The sequence below is a fragment of the Streptomyces sp. NPDC024555 genome (assembly GCF_055559335.1).
This window is the reverse complement of the sequence record NZ_JBVHKV010000004.1, coordinates 215067-231360: the sequence shown is the minus strand read 5'-3', so window position 1 is coordinate 231360 and position 16294 is coordinate 215067. Positions and strand designations below refer to the sequence as shown.

The window sequence follows — 16294 nt, the reverse complement described above, 5'->3', positions numbered from 1 at the left end:
CGGAGGGCCGGCCGTTGACACGTTTGAGGGAAGGTTAGCCTAACCTCAGAACGCCTCCGCGCCGGGTGCCGGGGTGCCCGGGTCTCCCGGTGTCCGTCACCAGACGATGACGCCTCCGCCCACGTCCAGGGCCCGTTCGGCCGCCGCCCTGATGTTGGCCAGCCGCGCGGCCACGTAGTCCTCGTGGAAGCCGGCGTGCGCGGCCAGTGCCGCCGTGTGCGGGCGCAGGGACTCCAGCTCGGCCAGGAACTCCTCGGTCTCCTCCGGCTCCACGCACAGATCCGTCTCCGCCAGCCGCGGCAGGAACCGCGCCCCGAGCGCCCGCGTCGGCTCGGCACCCCAGAGCTTGGTCCGGCTGCTCTCGAAGCCCGCGAGTGTGAGCCCGTGTTCGGGATCCTCCAGGAAGTGGTCCTTGCCGCTGCGGCCGCGGACGTACGTGTGGACGAGGAGGCTCATCCGAACAGCTCCCGGCACCCGTCCAGCCCCTCGACCGACACCTCGACCTCGCGCGCCTCCTCCCAGCGGGCCCGGTCCAGGCGCAGCCGCTGGAGTGTGACGCGACCGCCCCGGAGCGAGGCGGTCTCCAGTCCGTCGGGGAGGTAGCCGAGGCGTCGTGAGACGCCCAGCGAGCGCGGGTTGTCGGTCATCGCCGCGGAGACCGCCGAGTCCGCGCCCAGGCCGGCGAAGGCGAGGTGGAGGGCGGCGGCCCGCATCTCGGTGCCGATGCCGCGGCCCTGGTGGGCGAGGCCCAGCCAGGATCCGGTGCTCACCTCGCGGACGGTGCGGAAGTCCCGGGCCGCCACGTCCTGCCGCCCGACCACCCGGCCCTCGTGCAGCACCGCGAGGCTCAGCACCCAGTCGGACTCCTGCCAGCCGGCGATCGTGCCCAGGACGTGCTGGAACACCGCCCGCCGCCGCGCGCCGGGGCTCCCGTCGGTCCAGGGCACGGTGAACGGCATGGCATCCGGAGCGTGCACCCCGTCCGCCGCGACGGACGCCAGATCGCTCAGCAACGCGTCGTCGGGGAGGCGCAGTTCGAGGCGCGGGGTGCGGATGCGGAGCCCGTACAGGGGCCAGGCGGGATGCGTCATGGACCGACTCTGCCGAGGCGGGGCCGGGGGTGTCGAACGAATTGCGGCGGCGGGGGATCAGTGTGCCGGCGCCACCGGACCGATGAACTCCGCCAGCCGCTCGGCGAGCCAGTCCGGTTCGTCGAGCGACACGAACGCGCGGGAACGCTCAGCGACGACGACCGAGCTGTCGGGGAAGCACGCGGCCAGCCTCTCCCCGTGGCCGAACGGGAACAGCGGGTCCTTCCGCGACCAGACGATCAGCACCGGCCGCTCGAACCGGCCCAGCTCCCCGGCCACCGCGCGGGTGACCTCCGGCCGCAGACCCCGTACGAGCTTCACGAAGTCCCGCTGCACGCCCCGGTCCCGGGGCAGTTCGCCCACCATCGCGTCGATCCGGTCCGCCGGGACCCTGCTGCGCGCCACGAGCGCCATCACCGCCCGCTGGACGGGGCCCAGCCGCAGCAGCGGCGCCACGGCCCGCATCGCGCCCGGCACCGCGAGCAGCGGGCGCATCGGGAGGAGCGGCCGGGGCGGGCAGTTGCCGAAGGCGTCCGACGGCAGCAGCACCAGCCGCGCGAACAGCTCCGGTTCACGCGCCACGGCGATCTGCGCGATCGCCCCGCCCGTGTCGTTCCCCACCAGCACCACGGGACCCTCCAGCCCGCGCGCGATCTCCCGTACGCGCCCCGCGTGCGCCTCCAGCGAGCAGTCGGCGTCCGGCGCGAGCGGGGTCCGGTGCCCGCCCAGCGGCATGTCCGGCATCACCATCCGGCACCGCCCCCGTAACCCCTTCACCAGCGGGTCCCACACCTGTCCGTTGACCATCAGCCCGTGCACGAACAGGACGTTGACGCCCTTCCCTGTCTGTCTGACGTCGATCCGTCCGCCCGTCGTCTCCACCGACCCGGCCTCGATGTGCACGCGGAACCCCCCTCCCCACGGACGGCCCCGGTGGGGCCGCCCTTTCCGGTACTCCGAGAGGTGAACGAACGGGCGGGCGTTCGCGTTCGCACGCACCACACCGAGTACCTCGGACTCCTGCTCCGGCGCCACGGTTCGAAGGAGTCCTGAAGGAAGCTTCGGAACAGCGTCACTCAGCACTTCGCGGGCCGCGGATCGTCTCCACCGACAGAACCGGATCGACAGGTGGTACCAGCTCTCTGTCGGCGATGTCCGCAAGGTGCTTCGGAGGATCGCCGTCGTGGAGAGCGGTCACGTACTCGACGACTTGGGCATGCGTCAGCACCGGAAGGCCCCGGCGCAGGGCGTGCATGGCATGGATCCGTCCGCGCGTTGCCGCGACTGCCCGAACCTCGTCGTGCAGATCGTCGACCGCGGTGCGCACGGCCTGGCCCCGTATGCGCACCCGGTAGTCCACCACCCAGGCCTCCGTCACCGCGGAGACGACCCCGATCCGGTGAAGGCCGCCGTCGCGGCGGTCGACCAAGTACGGTCCGTTCCCGGCGAGCAGGAAGTCGGGATTCCCGGTCCGCAGGTACTCCTCGGACGTCCAGGAGACCACCCAGGCCAGCTCGTGCCGCTCCACATGCGCCACGGCCATGCGGATCGGCTCCAGTCCCGCGGCCAGGTCACGCCGGTAGTCGCGTTCCAGCTCCTGTTCAACGATCCGGACCGCGGTATCTCGCTCAATCACGCGTGCAGCATCCCCTGCGGACCGCGACGGTGACCAGCACCTTGCCCGGGAAGGACTGGAGAGGCCTTCGGCCGGGCGGGCCCGAGGGCGCGCCCGGCCGCGCCGTATCTCAGGCCGGCAGCCCCAGTTCGCGGGCGATCAGCATGCGCTGGACCTCGCTGGTGCCCTCGCCGATTTCGAGGATCTTGGAGTCGCGCCACATGCGGGCGACCGGGTACTCGTTCATGAAGCCGTAGCCGCCGTGGATCTGGGTGGCGTCGCGGGCGTTGTCGACGGCGACGGTGGAGGAGTACAGCTTGGCGATGGCGGCCTCCTTCTTGAAGGGCTCGTCGGCGACGAGGCGGGAGGCGGCGTCGCGCCAGCCGATGCGGGCCATGTGGGCGCGCATCTCCATGTCGGCGATCTTGAACTGGATGGCCTGGTTGGTGCCGATGGGACGGCCGAAGGCGTGGCGTTCGGCGGCGTACTTGACGGACTCGTCGACGCAGCCCTGGGCCAGGCCCGTGGAGAGGGCGGCGATGGCGACGCGGCCCTCGTCGAGGATGCGGAGGAACTGGGCGTAGCCGCGGCCCTCCTCGCCGAGGAGGTTCTCCAGGGGGACGCGGACGTCGGAGAAGGAGAGCTCGCGGGTGTCGGAGGCGTTCCAGCCGACCTTGGAGTAGGGGGCGGCGACGGTGAAGCCGGGGGTGCCGGAGGGGACGATGATCGAGGAGATGCGCGGGGCGCCGTTCTCCTTGCGGCCGGTGACGGCGGTGACGGTGACCAACTCGGTGATGTCCGTGCCGGAGTTGGTGATGAAGCACTTGGAGCCGTTGATGACCCACTCGCCGGTGGCCTCGTCGCGGACGGCCGTCGTACGGGTGCCGCCCGCGTCCGAGCCGCCGTCCGGTTCGGTGAGGCCGAACGCGCCCAGGGCCTCGCCCGAGCAGAGCTTCGGCAGCCACCGCCGCTTCTGCTCCTCCGTGCCGAAGCGGAACACCGGCATCGCGCCGAGCGAGACGCCGGCCTCCAGGGTGATCGCCACCGAGGAGTCGACCCGGGCCAGCTCCTCCAGGGCGATGCCGAGGGCGAGGTAGTCGCCGCCCATCCCGCCGTACTCCTCGGGGAACGGCAGCCCGAACAGGCCCATGCGGCCCATCTCCCGCACGATCTCGTACGGGAACGCGTGGCGCTCGTAGAAGTCGCCGATCTTCGGCGCGACGACGTCGTGGGCGAACTCCTCGACGGTGCGTCGCAGTTCCTCGTGCTCGGCGGTCAGCCGGTGGTCCAGGGACATCGGTGGATCACTGCTCCTCGTGGGACAGGGCGCGGACGGTGCGGGACGGGCTGGGTCGGCCCAGGTGGCCGGCGAGCCACACGCTGGTGGCGGTGAGCTCGCCGAGATCGACGCCGGTCTCGATGCCGAGGCCGTCGAGCATCCAGACCAGGTCTTCGGTGGCCAGGTTCCCCGTCGCGCTCTTCGCGTACGGGCAGCCGCCGAGGCCGCCCGCGGAGGCGTCCACGGTGGTCACCCCGTGCTGGAGCGCGGCGAGGGTGTTGGACAGGGCCTGGCCGTACGTGTCGTGGAAGTGCACCCCGAGGACGTCGGTGGGCACGCCCGCCGCGTTCAGCGCGGACAGCAGGGCGCGGACATGGCCGGGGGTGGCCGTGCCGATCGTGTCGCCCAGCGACAGCTCGTCGCAGCCCAGGTCGCGCAGGGCCCTGGCGACCCGGACGACCTGGGGGACCGGGACCGGGCCCTCCCACGGGTCGCCGAAGCACATCGACAGGTAGCCGCGCACCCGCACGCCGTCCGCCTTGGCGCGGGCCACGACCGGTTCGAACATGGCCAGGGACCCGTCGACCGTGCGGTTCAGATTGCGGGACGCGAAGGTCTCCGTAGCGGAGCCGAACACGGCGATCGAGCGGGCACCGAGCGCCAGCGCCCGGTCGAGCCCGCGCTCGTTGGGCACCAGGACCGGGAGCTCCACGTCGCCCACGTCCGCGATGTCGCCGAGCATCGGGAACAGCCGCTCGGCGTCGGCGAGCTGGGGCACCCACTTCGGGTGGACGAAGCTCGTCGCCTCGATCGTGGTCAGTCCGGCGACCGCGAGCCGGCGGATGAACTCCGCCTTCACCTCGGTCGGGACGACCGCCTTCTCGTTCTGCAGCCCGTCGCGGGCGCCGACCTCGTGGATCCGGACCCGGGCGGGCAGGCCCGGCGCCGCCACGGTCATGGGCAGGGTGCGGCCGGTGTCCGTCATGCTTCCTCCCCGGCGGGGACCACGACCGCCAGTACCTGGTCCATGGCCACCGTGGTCCCGGCGGTCACGTCGAGTTCGGTCACGGTGCCGGCGTGCGGCGCGGAGATGACGTGCTCCATCTTCATCGCCTCCACCACCAGCAGGCTCTGCCCGGCCACGACCTCGTCCCCGACCGCCACCTTCACCACGGTGACCGTCCCGGGCATGGGCGCGGCGAGCGTGTCGGCGCCGGAGCGGGCGGCCCCGGTCAGCGAGGCCTCCACCGGATCGTGGTCGCGCACGTGCCAGGTGTCGCCGTCCCGGCCCAGCCAGTGGCCCTCCGGGGACTCCGCGTACGCGAACACATGGGTGACCCCGGCCAGTTCCAGCGTGATGCGGCCGCCGTCGACGGAAAGGGTCCTGGCCGTCTCCGGGCCCCCGGGCAGCGGGCCCAGCGGGCCGCAGGAGCCCGAGGACGGGGCCGGCGGGGCGGCGCCCTCGCCGACATGGCCGAAGGTCAGCTCCGCGCCCGCCCCGCACGGCCGCAGCCCCACCTGGACGGGCTCGTGGCCCGGGATGTGGAAGGAGCGCACCGTACGCGCCGGGACGCCGCCCATCCGCCAGCCGTCACCGGCCGAGAAGGGGTCGGCCCAGACGGCCGGGTCCGGGGCCTGGGCGGAGTGCTGCCGCAGCAGCGCCGCCGCCGCGTACACCTCCTCCGGCACGCCGTCCGGGACCAGGCCGTCCACCTCGCGCTCCACCAGGCCGGTGTCCAGCTCGCCCGCCGCCACGGCCGGGTGGCCCAGCAGCCGGCGCAGGAAGCCCGCGTTGGTGGGGACGCCGAGGACCACGGTGTCCGCGAGGGCCGTCCGCAGCCGGCGCAGTGCCGTGGCCCGGTCGGGGCCGTACGCGATCACCTTGGAGAGCATCGGGTCGTAGAGGCTGCCGACCTCGCCGCCCTCGGCGAGCCCGGAGTCCGTGCGCACCCCGTCGCCCTGCGGTTCGCGCAGCGCGAGGACCGTGCCGCCGGAGGGCAGGAAGCCGCGCGCGGGGTCCTCGGCGCAGATCCGCGCCTCGACCGCGTGACCGGTGAGGGTGATGTCGCTCTGGTCGTACGGGAGGTGCTCGCCCGCCGCGACCCGCAGCTGCCACTCCACCAGGTCCAGGCCGGTGATCAGCTCGGTCACCGGGTGCTCGACCTGGAGGCGGGTGTTCATCTCCATGAAGTAGTACGAGGACGGGTCGTTGCCCGGGACGATGAACTCCACCGTGCCCGCGCCGACGTAGCCGCAGGAGCGGGCCGCCTGGACGGCCGCCTCGCCCATCGCCGCCCGGGTCTCCTCGTCGAGCAGGACGGACGGCGCCTCCTCGATGATCTTCTGGTGGCGGCGCTGGAGCGAGCACTCGCGCTCGCCCAGGTGCACCACGGTGCCGTGGCCGTCGGCCAGGACCTGGATCTCGATGTGGCGCGGCCGGTCGATCCAGCGCTCCACGAGCAGGGTGTCGTCGCCGAAGGAGGCCCGTGCCTCGCGCCGGGCGGCCGCGATCTCGTCCGTGAGCAGCGCCGCGTCCCGCACCAGGCGCATGCCCTTGCCGCCGCCGCCCGCCGAGGGCTTCAGCAGCACCGGGACGCCGATCTCCCCGGCCGCCGCGGCCAGTTGGGCATCGGTCAGCCCGCCTCCGGTGGAGCCCGGCACCACCGGGACACCGGCCGAGGCCACCGTCTCCTTGGCCCGGATCTTGTCGCCCATCAGCGCGATGGCGTCGGCGGGCGGGCCGATGAAGGCCAGGCCCGCGTCCGCGCACGCCCGCGCGAACGCCGCGTTCTCCGCGAGGAAGCCGTAGCCCGGGTGGACGGCCTGCGCGCCCGTGCGCAGCGCCGCCTCCAGCAGCCGCTCCACGCTCAGATAGCTCTCGGCGGCCGGCGCGGGACCGATCCGGACCGCCGTGTCCGCCTCCCGTACGTGCCGGGCGTCGGCGTCGGCGTCGCTGAAGACGGCGACCGAGCGCACCCCCAGGGTGCGCAGCGTCCGGATCACCCGGACCGCGATCTCGCCGCGGTTGGCGACGAGCACCGTGTCGAACATCGTCATCTCTGCCTCACATCCGGAAGACGCCGAAGCCGGCGTCGCCCAAGGGCGCGTTGGCGCACGCGGTCAGGGCGAGCCCCAGCACCTGCCGGGTCTCCAGCGGGTCGATGACCCCGTCGTCCCAGAGCCGGGCGGTGGCGTAGTACGCGTTGCCCTGGGTCTCGTACTGCTCGCGGATCGGGGCCTTGAAGGCCTCCTCGTCCTCGGTGCTCCAGTCGTCGCCGAGCTGGTCGCGCTTGACGGTGGCGAGCACGGACGCTGCCTGTTCGCCGCCCATGACGGAGATCTTCGCGTTGGGCCACATCCACAGGAAGCGGGGGCTGTAGGCCCGGCCGCACATCGAGTAGTTGCCCGCCCCGTAGGAGCCGCCGACCACCACGGTCAGCTTCGGGACCCGGGCGCAGGCGACGGCGGTGACCATCTTGGCGCCGTGCTTGGCGATGCCGCCGGCCTCGTAGTCCCGGCCGACCATGAAGCCGGAGATGTTCTGGAGGAAGACCAGCGGGATGCCGCGCTGGTCGCACAGCTCGATGAAGTGCGCGCCCTTCTGGGCGGACTCGGAGAACAGGATGCCGTTGTTGGCGACGATGCCGACCGGGTGGCCGTGGACATGGGCGAAGCCGGTGACCAGCGTCGTCCCGTACTCCGCCTTGAACTCGGCGAACCGCGAGCCGTCCACCACCCGGGCGATCACCTCGCGCACGTCGTAGGGCGTGCGCGAGTCGACGGGCACCGCCCCGTACAGCCCGGCGGGGTCCACCTTCGGCTCGTCCACCGGGCGCACGGACCACGGCAGCGCACCGCGCTCCGGCAGTGTGGAGACGATGGTCCGCACGATGCGCAGCGCGTGCGCGTCGTCCTCCGCGAGATGGTCGGTGACGCCCGACGTACGGGAGTGGACCTCGCCGCCGCCCAGCTCCTCGGCGGTGACGACCTCGCCGGTGGCGGCCTTCACCAGCGGCGGGCCGCCGAGGAAGATCGTGCCCTGGTTGCGGACGATCACGGCCTCGTCGCTCATCGCGGGCACATACGCCCCGCCGGCCGTGCAGGAGCCCAGCACCGCGGCGATCTGCGGGATGCCGGCCCCGGACATCCGGGCCTGGTTGTAGAAGATCCGCCCGAAGTGCTCGCGGTCGGGGAACACCTCGTCCTGCATCGGCAGGAAGGCACCGCCCGAGTCCACCAGGTACAGACAGGGGAGCCGGTTCTCCAGCGCCACCTCCTGGGCCCGCAGGTGCTTCTTCACGGTCATCGGGTAGTACGTGCCGCCCTTGACGGTCGCGTCGTTGGCGACGATCACGCACTCCCGGCCGCTGACCCGGCCGATCCCGGCGATCACCCCGGCGGCCGGTGCCGCGCCCCCGTACAGCCCCTCGGCCGCCAGCGGGGCCAGCTCCAGGAACGGGGAGCCCGGGTCGAGCAGGGTGTCCACCCGCTCCCGGGGCAGCAGCTTGCCGCGCGCCACATGCCGGGCGCGGGCCCTCTCACCCCCGCCGAGCCTGGCCGTGGCGAGCCGCCTGCGCAGCTCGTCGGCGAGCGCGTGGTGTCCCGCCTCGTTGGCCTGCCAGGCCTCCGAGGCGGGGTCCGCCGCACTCGCCAGCACCGGTGCCTGCTGCATCCTGTCGAGCCCCCTTGCCCGTACCGCGATGTGACCGGCCTCGTCCGCGATCGGCGGGCGGAGGCTGTTAGTGAGCGTTAACGTTCCTCTCAGGTTAACGACCGCTAACGCGCCTGTCTAGAATGACTCGTCATGAGCACCCATGCCGCCGCCCGCGTCGCGGCCCCCACCCGCCGCGAGCAGATCCTCAGGGAAGCGGCCCGCCTCTTCGCCGAGCGCGGCTTCCACGGAGTCGGCGTCGACGAGATAGGCGCCGCCGTCGGCATCAGCGGCCCCGGCCTCTACCGGCACTTCCCCGGCAAGGACGCGATGCTCGCCGAACTGCTCGTCGGCATCAGCGAGCGGCTGCTGGCCGGCGGACGCCTCCGGGTCTCCGAGGACGCCTCGGGCGACAGGTCCCCCGAGGCGCTGCTGGACGCGCTCATCGAGGGCCACATCGACTTCGCCCTCGACGACCGCCCCCTGATCACCCTGCACGACCGCGAGCTGGACCGCCTGCGGGACAGCGACCGCAAGCGGGTCCGCCGGCTCCAGCGCGAGTACGTCGAGGTGTGGGTGGCCGCCGTCCGCGACCTCTACCCGGACCTCGCGGAGAACGAGGCGCGCGCGGCCGTCCACGCCGTGTTCGGCCTGCTCAACTCGACCCCGCACCTCGGACGCCCCGGCGCCCTGCCCGGCCGCGCAGCGACCGCCGCCCTGCTGCACCGGCTGGCCCGGGGCGCCTTCGCCGCGGCGGCGGAGCCGGGGACGCGACAGGACCCGTCCGGAGCAACGGAGCCGGACGGGTCCTGAGGGACCGCGGGTCAGCGGGGCGACGGCCTCCGGGAGGACGCCGTGACCACGGGTCCTGAGGGGACGCGGGTCAGCGGCCGGTGGCCGCCCGGGACGACACCAGGACCCGGTCCACCCGCATCGCGTGCCCGGCCTCCGTGGCCGGACCCGCCGTGGCGCCGTCGGCGGCCGGCAGCGCGCCGCCCATCGCCACGTTCAGGATCAGGAACTGCCCGCGCTTCAGCGCCCGGTCCCAGGTCGCCGCGTCCATGGCGGACGCCTTCACCCGGTGGTACACCCGCCCGTCCAGATACCAGCGCAGCTCCTCGGCGCCGGGCGCGGTGTCCAGCTCCACGGCGTACGTGTGGAACGCGCCGCGGCAGCCGGGGCAGGCCTGCCGGGGCGAGGTGAGGCCCATCGGCTCGCGGCAGGGGCCGCCCCCGTCCGTACCGCAGTGCAGGGTGCCGAAGACGGCGTCCCGCCCGTTGACCGACTCCATCACGTCGATCTCGCCGGTGCCGGGCCAGCCGGTGTAGCCGTCGCGCAGTCCGGCGCCCAGCGTCCAGAAGGCCGGCCAGTAGCCGCCGGCCGCCGCGCCCGTGACGTCCGGCAGGGCGATCGACGCCTCGATCCGCAGCACCCCGCCGGGCGGGGGAGCGAAGTCGGAACGCCTCGACTCGATGCGGCCCGAGTACCACCGCCCGTCACGGAGCGTCGGCACGATCTCCAGCGCGCCCCTGCCGTCCAGCCGGACGTTGTCCGTCGAGTCGGTCATCGTCTCGATCTCCCCGGTGCCCCACTGGGCGGCCGGGCAGCCCGGATAACAGGTGCCCCGGTCGTACAGCCAGCGGGAGGCGGCGGGGCGGGTGCCCGCCGGGCCGTCGAAATCCTCGCGCAGCAGCTGCGTCCAGCCGTCCCGGGCCGGTGTGCCGGGCCCCGCGAGGAGCCGTTCGATCCTCGGGGCCAGGACCACGGCCGCCACATCGGTGAGATGGGCGTCGTCCCGGTAGAGCAGGACCCGGTCCAGGACCGCCGGGCAGACCGGTCCGGAGGCCGGGCAGAGCACCGCGTTCACCCCGACGGTCCGCACCCCGGGCAGCTTGCCGGCCGCCGCCCGCTCCGCCAGCGGATCGGCCCACCGGGCCTTCGCGCGGTCGAAGGCGCAGGCCTCCGGATCGTCGAGATGGCCAGAGACGCACGCGGGGACGTCCGTGCCCGGCACCGGGGTGTCCTCGATGTACACGATCGGCACCCCGAGCGCCCGCAGCGGCTTCAGGGTCTTCTCCCACGCGGCGAGCAGCAGGTCCCGGTCGTCCGTGTAGCGGTTGAGCGAGGAGATCACGATCATGCGGGGCTTGGGCCCGTCGGCCAGCCGGGCGAGGCTGTCCGCCCGCCAGGTGTCGCACTCGTGGTACGTACGCCCCAGCTGCGGGTTCACCACGGTGAGCCGGGGCAGCGGGCAGCCCTGCTTGACCAGTTCCTGGAGCGCCCAGCCGCGCTTCGCGGCGAAGCTGAGGACGGGGGAGAACCACTGGCCGGCGTGCGAGTCGCCGAGCAGGACGATCCGGTCGGGGCTGTCCACCGCGCCGAACAGGCAGGGCGGGCTGCTCGTGACCGGCGGCGCCACCTCGCACGCCCCGTCCGGCGGGAAGCTCTTCCTCGCCTGGACCGGGCTCGGCACCACCGGGGAGTCCTTCGGCGGGGTCCCGGTCAGCAGCGAGGGCCCCTCGGCCGCGCCGAGCGGGAGCCCCTTCGCGTCGACCGGCGCGGACGGGCCCAGCAGCCGCAGGGTGGTCGTGCCCACCACGAGCGCGAGGACCACCGGGACGACGACGGCGAACACGCCCAGCGACAGTCCCCTGCGCGGGAGTTCGGTGACCGTGCGGCTGTAGCGCAGCGGGCGTTCCACCCAGCGCATGGTCGCCAGCGCGGGCAGCACGGAGGCCAGTGTCAGGGCCGTCCTGGCCGGCCACTCCAGGGTGCCGAGGCGGGCCTCGGCGAGCACGAGGACCGGCCAGTGCCAGAGGTACAGCGTGTAGGAGAGCCGTCCGACCGCCCGGGGGCCGCGCAGTCCCAGCACCCGTCCCACGCCGTAGCGGGCCTGTTCGCGCGGGTGCCGGCCGGGTATCCCGGCCAGGACGACCGCGGCCGTCGCCAGGGTGGGGACGAGCGCCGCGACGCCGGGGTACGGCGTGTCCGCGTCGTACTCCAGGACGCACCACACCAGGGCCGCCGCCCCCGCCCAGCCGCACAGCAGCCGCAGCGCGCGGGGCCCGCGCAGCAGATGCCACGGCAGCAGCGCCAGCAGCGCCCCGACGCCGAACTGCCAGACGCGCGAGGGGGTTCCGAGGTACGCCAGGGAGACGGAGTCGTCCGTCCAGCGCAGCGAGAGGGCGAAGGAGACGAGCGTCAGCACGGCGGTGACGGCCACGGCCACCGGCCGCAGGGCGCGTCCCCGGCGCGCGGCGCGGGCGGCGAGGACCGCGAGCGCGGCGAGCAGCGGGGCCCAGACGAGGTAGAACTGCTCCTCCACGGCCAGCGACCAGAAGTGCAGCAACGGGCTCTCGTCCTGCCCGGCGGCCAGATAGTCGGTCCGCTGCTGTACGAAGCGCCAGTTGGCGACCGAGAGGGCCGCCGCGACGACGTCGTTCTCCAGGTCGGTCCGGCGCAGCGGTACGGTCAGCCAGGCCCCGGCCGCCGCGACGGCGACGAGCACCACGGAGGCCGAGGGCAGCAGCCGGCGGGCCCGCCGGGAGAAGAACTCGCCGAGCCGGACGCGGCCGGTGGTGACGGCCTCCCGCACCAGCAGCCCGGTGATCAGATAGCCGGAGACGACGAAGAAGACGTCCACGCCGACGAATCCGCCGGCCAGGCCCGGTACGGAGGCGTGGAAGGCGAGGACCGCGAGGACGGCGAAGGCGCGCAGTCCCTCGATGTCGGGGCGGAAGGCGGACCGGCGGGTACCCGTGGCACCGGACCCGGACGCGCCGGAGGGCGGCCGGGCGGCGGTGCTGCCTGCGGTCGGGCGACCGGAGGGGGCGAGGGTGGGCATGAAACGGTGACCTTTCAGCTCAGCCAGGGCAGCATGGGGTTGACCCAGCCGGACGCGAGCAGTGCGGTGAGGACGAGCGTGGCCGTGACGGCCAGGGTTTCGGGCCAGCGCCGGGGCAGTACCGAGGGGCGCCGGGCGGCGCGGACCCGGGCGGGGCGGCCGGCGGACGCGGGGCGCAGCCCGGCCACCAGGTCCCTGATCAGCGGGACGTTGATCTGGAGCTGGACCAGCAGATAGAGGCCGAGCCCCCAGGTGGGCTCCCAGCCGCCTCGGGCCACCGCCAGGGCGAGGCCGGCGGCGGCCGCCCCGGTGGAGCCGACCAGCCAGACGAGCGAGACGAGGACCACCCGGTGCGCCATGGTGCCCGGCTTTCCGCCGCCCGCCCCGGTGGGCACCCAGGCCGCGCTGCGGCCGCGCAGGGTGTGCAGGAAGGCGGCCCCGGCGGCCACGCTCGTCAGGACGTTGGCCCGGATCACCTCGATCCGCCAGCGGGTGCGGCTGATGCGCGGCAGCAGCACGTGCCAGAGCCACAGCGGCGCGAGCAGCGGCAGGACGTGCCAGGGCCGGATGTCGTCCGGGTACCAGAACATCATCACCAGCGGCGGCAGCGGGGCCGCGAAGGTGTTCACCACGGTCGTCAGATAGCCGACGATGCCCTCGTAGAAGCAGAGCCGCATCCGCCAGGGGGCGCCCATCCGCTTCAGGACGGGCGTGCCCATCAGATGGAGGTTGCCCATCGCCCAGCGGTACTGCTGGTTGAGGTACGAGGCGAGGTTGTCCGGCGAGGTGCCCTTGGCGACCAGCACCGGGACGTACAGGGTCCGGAACCCCTTCTCGTACAGGGCGAGTCCGGTGTACAGGTCCTCGCTGTGGTCGAGCCGGGCGAAGCCGCCGGCCAGGTCGACGGCGCTGCGGCGGTAGACGGCGTTGCTGCCGCAGCAGATGGCGGCGTCGCTGGCGTCCCGGGACGGCTGGATCCAGCGGAAGAACCACTCCTGGGCCGATCCGGCGGCGCGCTGGATCCAGCTCATCGTCTCGTCGGTGTCGAAGCACTGCGGGCTCTGCACGATGCCGACGCCGGGGTCGGCCAGATACGGCACGAGATGGCGCAGGAAGTCGGGCCGGGGCGCGAAGTCGGCGTCCAGGATGGCGATGTGCTCGGCGCTGCTCAGGGTCAGGGCGTGGTTGAGGTTGCCCGCCTTCTTGAGGTGCCCCCGGTCGGGCCGTACGACGTAGCGGTAGCCGAACGTGCCCGCCAGCGCGGCCACTTCGGCGCGGTCGGCGTCGTCGAGGACCCAGACGGTCAGCTCGCCGGGCCAGTCGATCAGGGCGACGGCGCGGTAGGCGTTCTCCAGGACGGCGAGCGGTTCGCCGCAGGTCGGCAGGTAGAGGTCGACGGAGGGCGGGTCGGTCGGATTCCAGGCGTGCACGAGGACTTCGTGCGAGCGCCGGGTCAGCCGGCGCTGGCGCAGGCTGTTCACCGAGGAGAGGACGAGGGCGACGACGTTCACCGAGAGCACCAGGAGGAAGGCCCAGAGGGCCGGGGTGCGCAGGGCGAAGGTGAGCATCGTCGCCGCGGTGAGGACGAAGGCGAGGGAGGAGCTGATCAGGACCCAGCGGCGCTGCGGTCCGAAGTACCAGTACAGCTCCCGGTCGGACGGAGGTTGCGGCAGGTGATGAACGGTCATATAGCCCCCCACGGCTGTGCATGTCCCGGTATCGGGCGGCCCAGCCTAATGCCAAAGGTATAGACCACTTGTTGCAACACGGTGAACAGGACACGAGTTGGCGTGAAGTCAGTGGTCTGGACCTATTTCACGCGTCCGGCCGGGGTGGAACGAGAAGTTCCAGGTCACGGCCGGGTGAACGGTCCCTCAATATCCGGAGAGTCATTCGACCGGCACACCGCGCACACTCCACGGCACAATGGGCGCATGCCGATACCCAGCCGCGCCGCCCTCGTCGAACACCTGGTCCGCACCCGTATCGCCGGGGACGTCGCGACCCCGCGCGACAACAACCTCTCCCACTACCGCAAGCTCGCCAACGGCGACCGCCACTACTGGCTGGGGCTGGAGCTGGGCGACCGCTGGCGCGACGAGCAGGACGTGCTGGCCGTGATGGCGGAGCGGTGCGGCGTCAGCGACGACCCGGAGCACCGCTTCGGGCAGGACACCATCGACCCCGAACTGACCGTGGACGCGCTGGAGCGGGCCGCGGCCCGGCTGCGCAAGGCCGCCGACGGCGGCGAACGGGTGCTCTTCGCCACCGGGCACCCGGGCGGGCTGCTGGACGTCCACCGGCAGACCGCCGCGGCGCTGCGGGCGGCCGGCTGCGAGATCGTCCGCATCCCCTCCGGGCTGATGGCCGACGAGGGCATGGTCTTCCAGTTCGCGGACGTCGCCGTGCAGGAGCGGGGCGCCACCCTCTGGCACACCCACTCCCCGGCCCCCATGGCCGCGATCCTGGACGGGCTGGAGCGCGAGGGCCGCCCCGCGCCCGACCTGGTCGTCGCCGACCACGGCTGGGCGGGCTGCGCGGCCCAGCGGGGCCTGGACGCCATCGGCTACGCGGACTGCAACGACCCGGCACTCTTCCTCGGCGAGGCCGAGGGCACCCTCCAGGTCGCCGTCCCGCTCGACGACCATGTGCTGGACCCGCGGTTCTACGACCCCATGACGGACTACCTGCTGGACGCGGCGGGACTGCTCTGAGGGGCGTCCCCGTACGGCGGGAGGGCCCGCGGCGGCGGTACGGCCCGGACTCCGCGCCCCGGCCCGGGGAGCGGCCTCAGGACCCCGGCCCCGGCGGCCGGTCCCGGCCCGCCGCACGGGCCCGCCGCCGCTGCTCCAGACCCGGCGTCGGGTCCAGATACACCCGCCGCACGGACGGATACCGCTCCCGCAGCTGCTCCTCCGCCTCCTCGCAGGCCCATTCGACCTGCTCGGCACTGGCCACGTCCCGGAAGTCGATCTTCGCGGCGATCAGGATCTCGTCCGGCCCCTGGATGAGCGTGGTCAGCTCCAGCACGTCGATGATGTGCGGGACGGAGAGCAGCTCCTCGCGGATCCCGGCGCGCATCCGCGCCGACACCGGACGGCCGATCAGCAGCTGGGCGTTGGACCGGCCGAGCACCCAGGCGACGTAGACGAGCAGCAGGCCGATCAGCACGGAGGCGATGCCGTCCCAGACGCCGGAGCCCGTCAGCTGCCCGCCGAGCAGCCCGCCCGCCGCCAGCGCCAGACCCACCAGGGCCGCCGAGTCCTCCATCACCACGGCCTTGACGGCGGTGTCCGGGGTCAGCCGGAAGTAGCGCCGGGCCGGGGTGTCCAGCCGGACCGCCTCCCGGCGCACCTGCCGCAGCCCGGTGCGCAGCGAGAAGCCCTCCAGCAGGAAGGCGACGGCGAGCACCACGTACGAGACGAGCGGGTCGCCCAGCTCCTCGCCGGAGACCAGGGTGTGGACGCCGTCGTAGACGGAGAAGACCGCGCCGCCGACGAAGGTGGCGACGGAGGCGAGCAGCGCCCAGATGTAGCGCTCGGGGCCGTAGCCGAGGGGGTGGTCCTCGTCGGCGGGTTTCGCGCCGCGTTTCAGCGCGGTGAGGAGCAGGATCTCGGTGACGGTGTCGGCGACCGAATGGGCCGCCTCGGCGAGCATCGCGCTCGAACCGCTGATCAGCCCGGCGACGGCCTTCGCCACGGCGATCCCGAGATTGGCGGCCGCCGCGACGACGACGGTGAAGGTGGACTCCCCGCCCCCGCCCGCGGCCTCGGGACCGGTCTCCGATTCCCCTCCGGGGCGTGCGTCGCTCATG

Annotated in this window: 13 protein-coding genes; 2 read left to right on the top strand and 11 right to left on the bottom strand. The window is 73.5% G+C overall.

All coding sequences use genetic code 11. The annotated features are described in order from the left end of the window. Window positions 1-96: 96 nt before the first annotated feature. The 8 genes from ACZ4FH_RS08665 to ACZ4FH_RS08630 form a co-directional block, all read right to left on the bottom strand. On the bottom strand, window positions 97-456 hold the full coding sequence (locus ACZ4FH_RS08665) for a hypothetical protein (protein ID WP_467303319.1): 360 nt from the start codon (window positions 454-456) through the stop codon (window positions 97-99). Continuing rightward, complete coding sequence (locus ACZ4FH_RS08660; RefSeq protein ID WP_467303317.1) at window positions 453-1091, bottom strand: GNAT family N-acetyltransferase; 639 nt, start codon at window positions 1089-1091, stop codon at window positions 453-455. Before ACZ4FH_RS08660 ends, ACZ4FH_RS08665 begins: the two co-directional genes overlap by 4 nt. 57 nt (window positions 1092-1148) lie before the next feature. After that, complete coding sequence (locus tag ACZ4FH_RS08655) at window positions 1149-1994, bottom strand: alpha/beta fold hydrolase (protein WP_467303316.1); 846 nt, start codon at window positions 1992-1994, stop codon at window positions 1149-1151. 169 nt (window positions 1995-2163) lie between these two features. After that, a complete protein-coding gene (locus ACZ4FH_RS08650) occupies window positions 2164-2727 on the bottom strand; it encodes a YrhB domain-containing protein (RefSeq protein ID WP_467303315.1) in 564 nt (187 codons plus the stop codon). A 109-nt stretch (window positions 2728-2836) separates the two neighbouring features. After that, window positions 2837-4003, bottom strand: a complete 1167-nt coding sequence (locus ACZ4FH_RS08645) for an acyl-CoA dehydrogenase family protein (RefSeq protein ID WP_467303313.1) — start codon at window positions 4001-4003, stop codon at window positions 2837-2839. 7 nt (window positions 4004-4010) lie between these two features. Then, complete coding sequence (locus ACZ4FH_RS08640) at window positions 4011-4970, bottom strand: hydroxymethylglutaryl-CoA lyase (RefSeq protein ID WP_467303312.1); 960 nt, start codon at window positions 4968-4970, stop codon at window positions 4011-4013. Continuing rightward, entirely contained in the window at window positions 4967-7036 is a 2070-nt protein-coding gene (locus tag ACZ4FH_RS08635) for an acetyl/propionyl/methylcrotonyl-CoA carboxylase subunit alpha (RefSeq protein ID WP_467303548.1), read from the bottom strand. Before ACZ4FH_RS08635 ends, ACZ4FH_RS08640 begins: the two co-directional genes overlap by 4 nt. A 13-nt stretch (window positions 7037-7049) precedes the next feature. Beyond that, entirely contained in the window at window positions 7050-8657 is a 1608-nt protein-coding gene (locus ACZ4FH_RS08630; RefSeq protein WP_383640382.1) for a carboxyl transferase domain-containing protein, read from the bottom strand. 132 nt (window positions 8658-8789) lie between these two features. Here ACZ4FH_RS08630 and ACZ4FH_RS08625 point away from each other — a divergent pair, with 132 nt between their 5' ends. After that, entirely contained in the window at window positions 8790-9449 is a 660-nt protein-coding gene (locus tag ACZ4FH_RS08625; RefSeq protein WP_467303311.1) for an SACE_7040 family transcriptional regulator, read from the top strand. A gap of 70 nt (window positions 9450-9519) precedes the next feature. Here ACZ4FH_RS08625 and ACZ4FH_RS08620 read toward each other — a convergent pair whose 3' ends face one another. Together ACZ4FH_RS08620 and ACZ4FH_RS08615 are read right to left on the bottom strand one after the other, a co-directional pair. Further along, window positions 9520-12480, bottom strand: a complete 2961-nt coding sequence (locus tag ACZ4FH_RS08620) for an acyltransferase family protein (RefSeq protein WP_467303310.1) — start codon at window positions 12478-12480, stop codon at window positions 9520-9522. A gap of 14 nt (window positions 12481-12494) precedes the next feature. Then, on the bottom strand, window positions 12495-14168 hold the full coding sequence (locus tag ACZ4FH_RS08615) for a glycosyltransferase family 2 protein (RefSeq protein ID WP_467303309.1): 1674 nt from the start codon (window positions 14166-14168) through the stop codon (window positions 12495-12497). Between the two features lie 246 nt (window positions 14169-14414). Here ACZ4FH_RS08615 and ACZ4FH_RS08610 point away from each other — a divergent pair, with 246 nt between their 5' ends. Continuing rightward, window positions 14415-15194, top strand: a complete 780-nt coding sequence (locus ACZ4FH_RS08610; protein ID WP_383640370.1) for a phosphatase — start codon at window positions 14415-14417, stop codon at window positions 15192-15194. Between the two features lie 76 nt (window positions 15195-15270). Here the strand turns inward: ACZ4FH_RS08610 and ACZ4FH_RS08605 are convergent, their stop codons facing one another. Continuing rightward, a complete protein-coding gene (locus ACZ4FH_RS08605) occupies window positions 15271-16293 on the bottom strand; it encodes a cation diffusion facilitator family transporter (RefSeq protein WP_467303308.1) in 1023 nt (340 codons plus the stop codon). Window position 16294 lies beyond the last annotated feature (1 nt).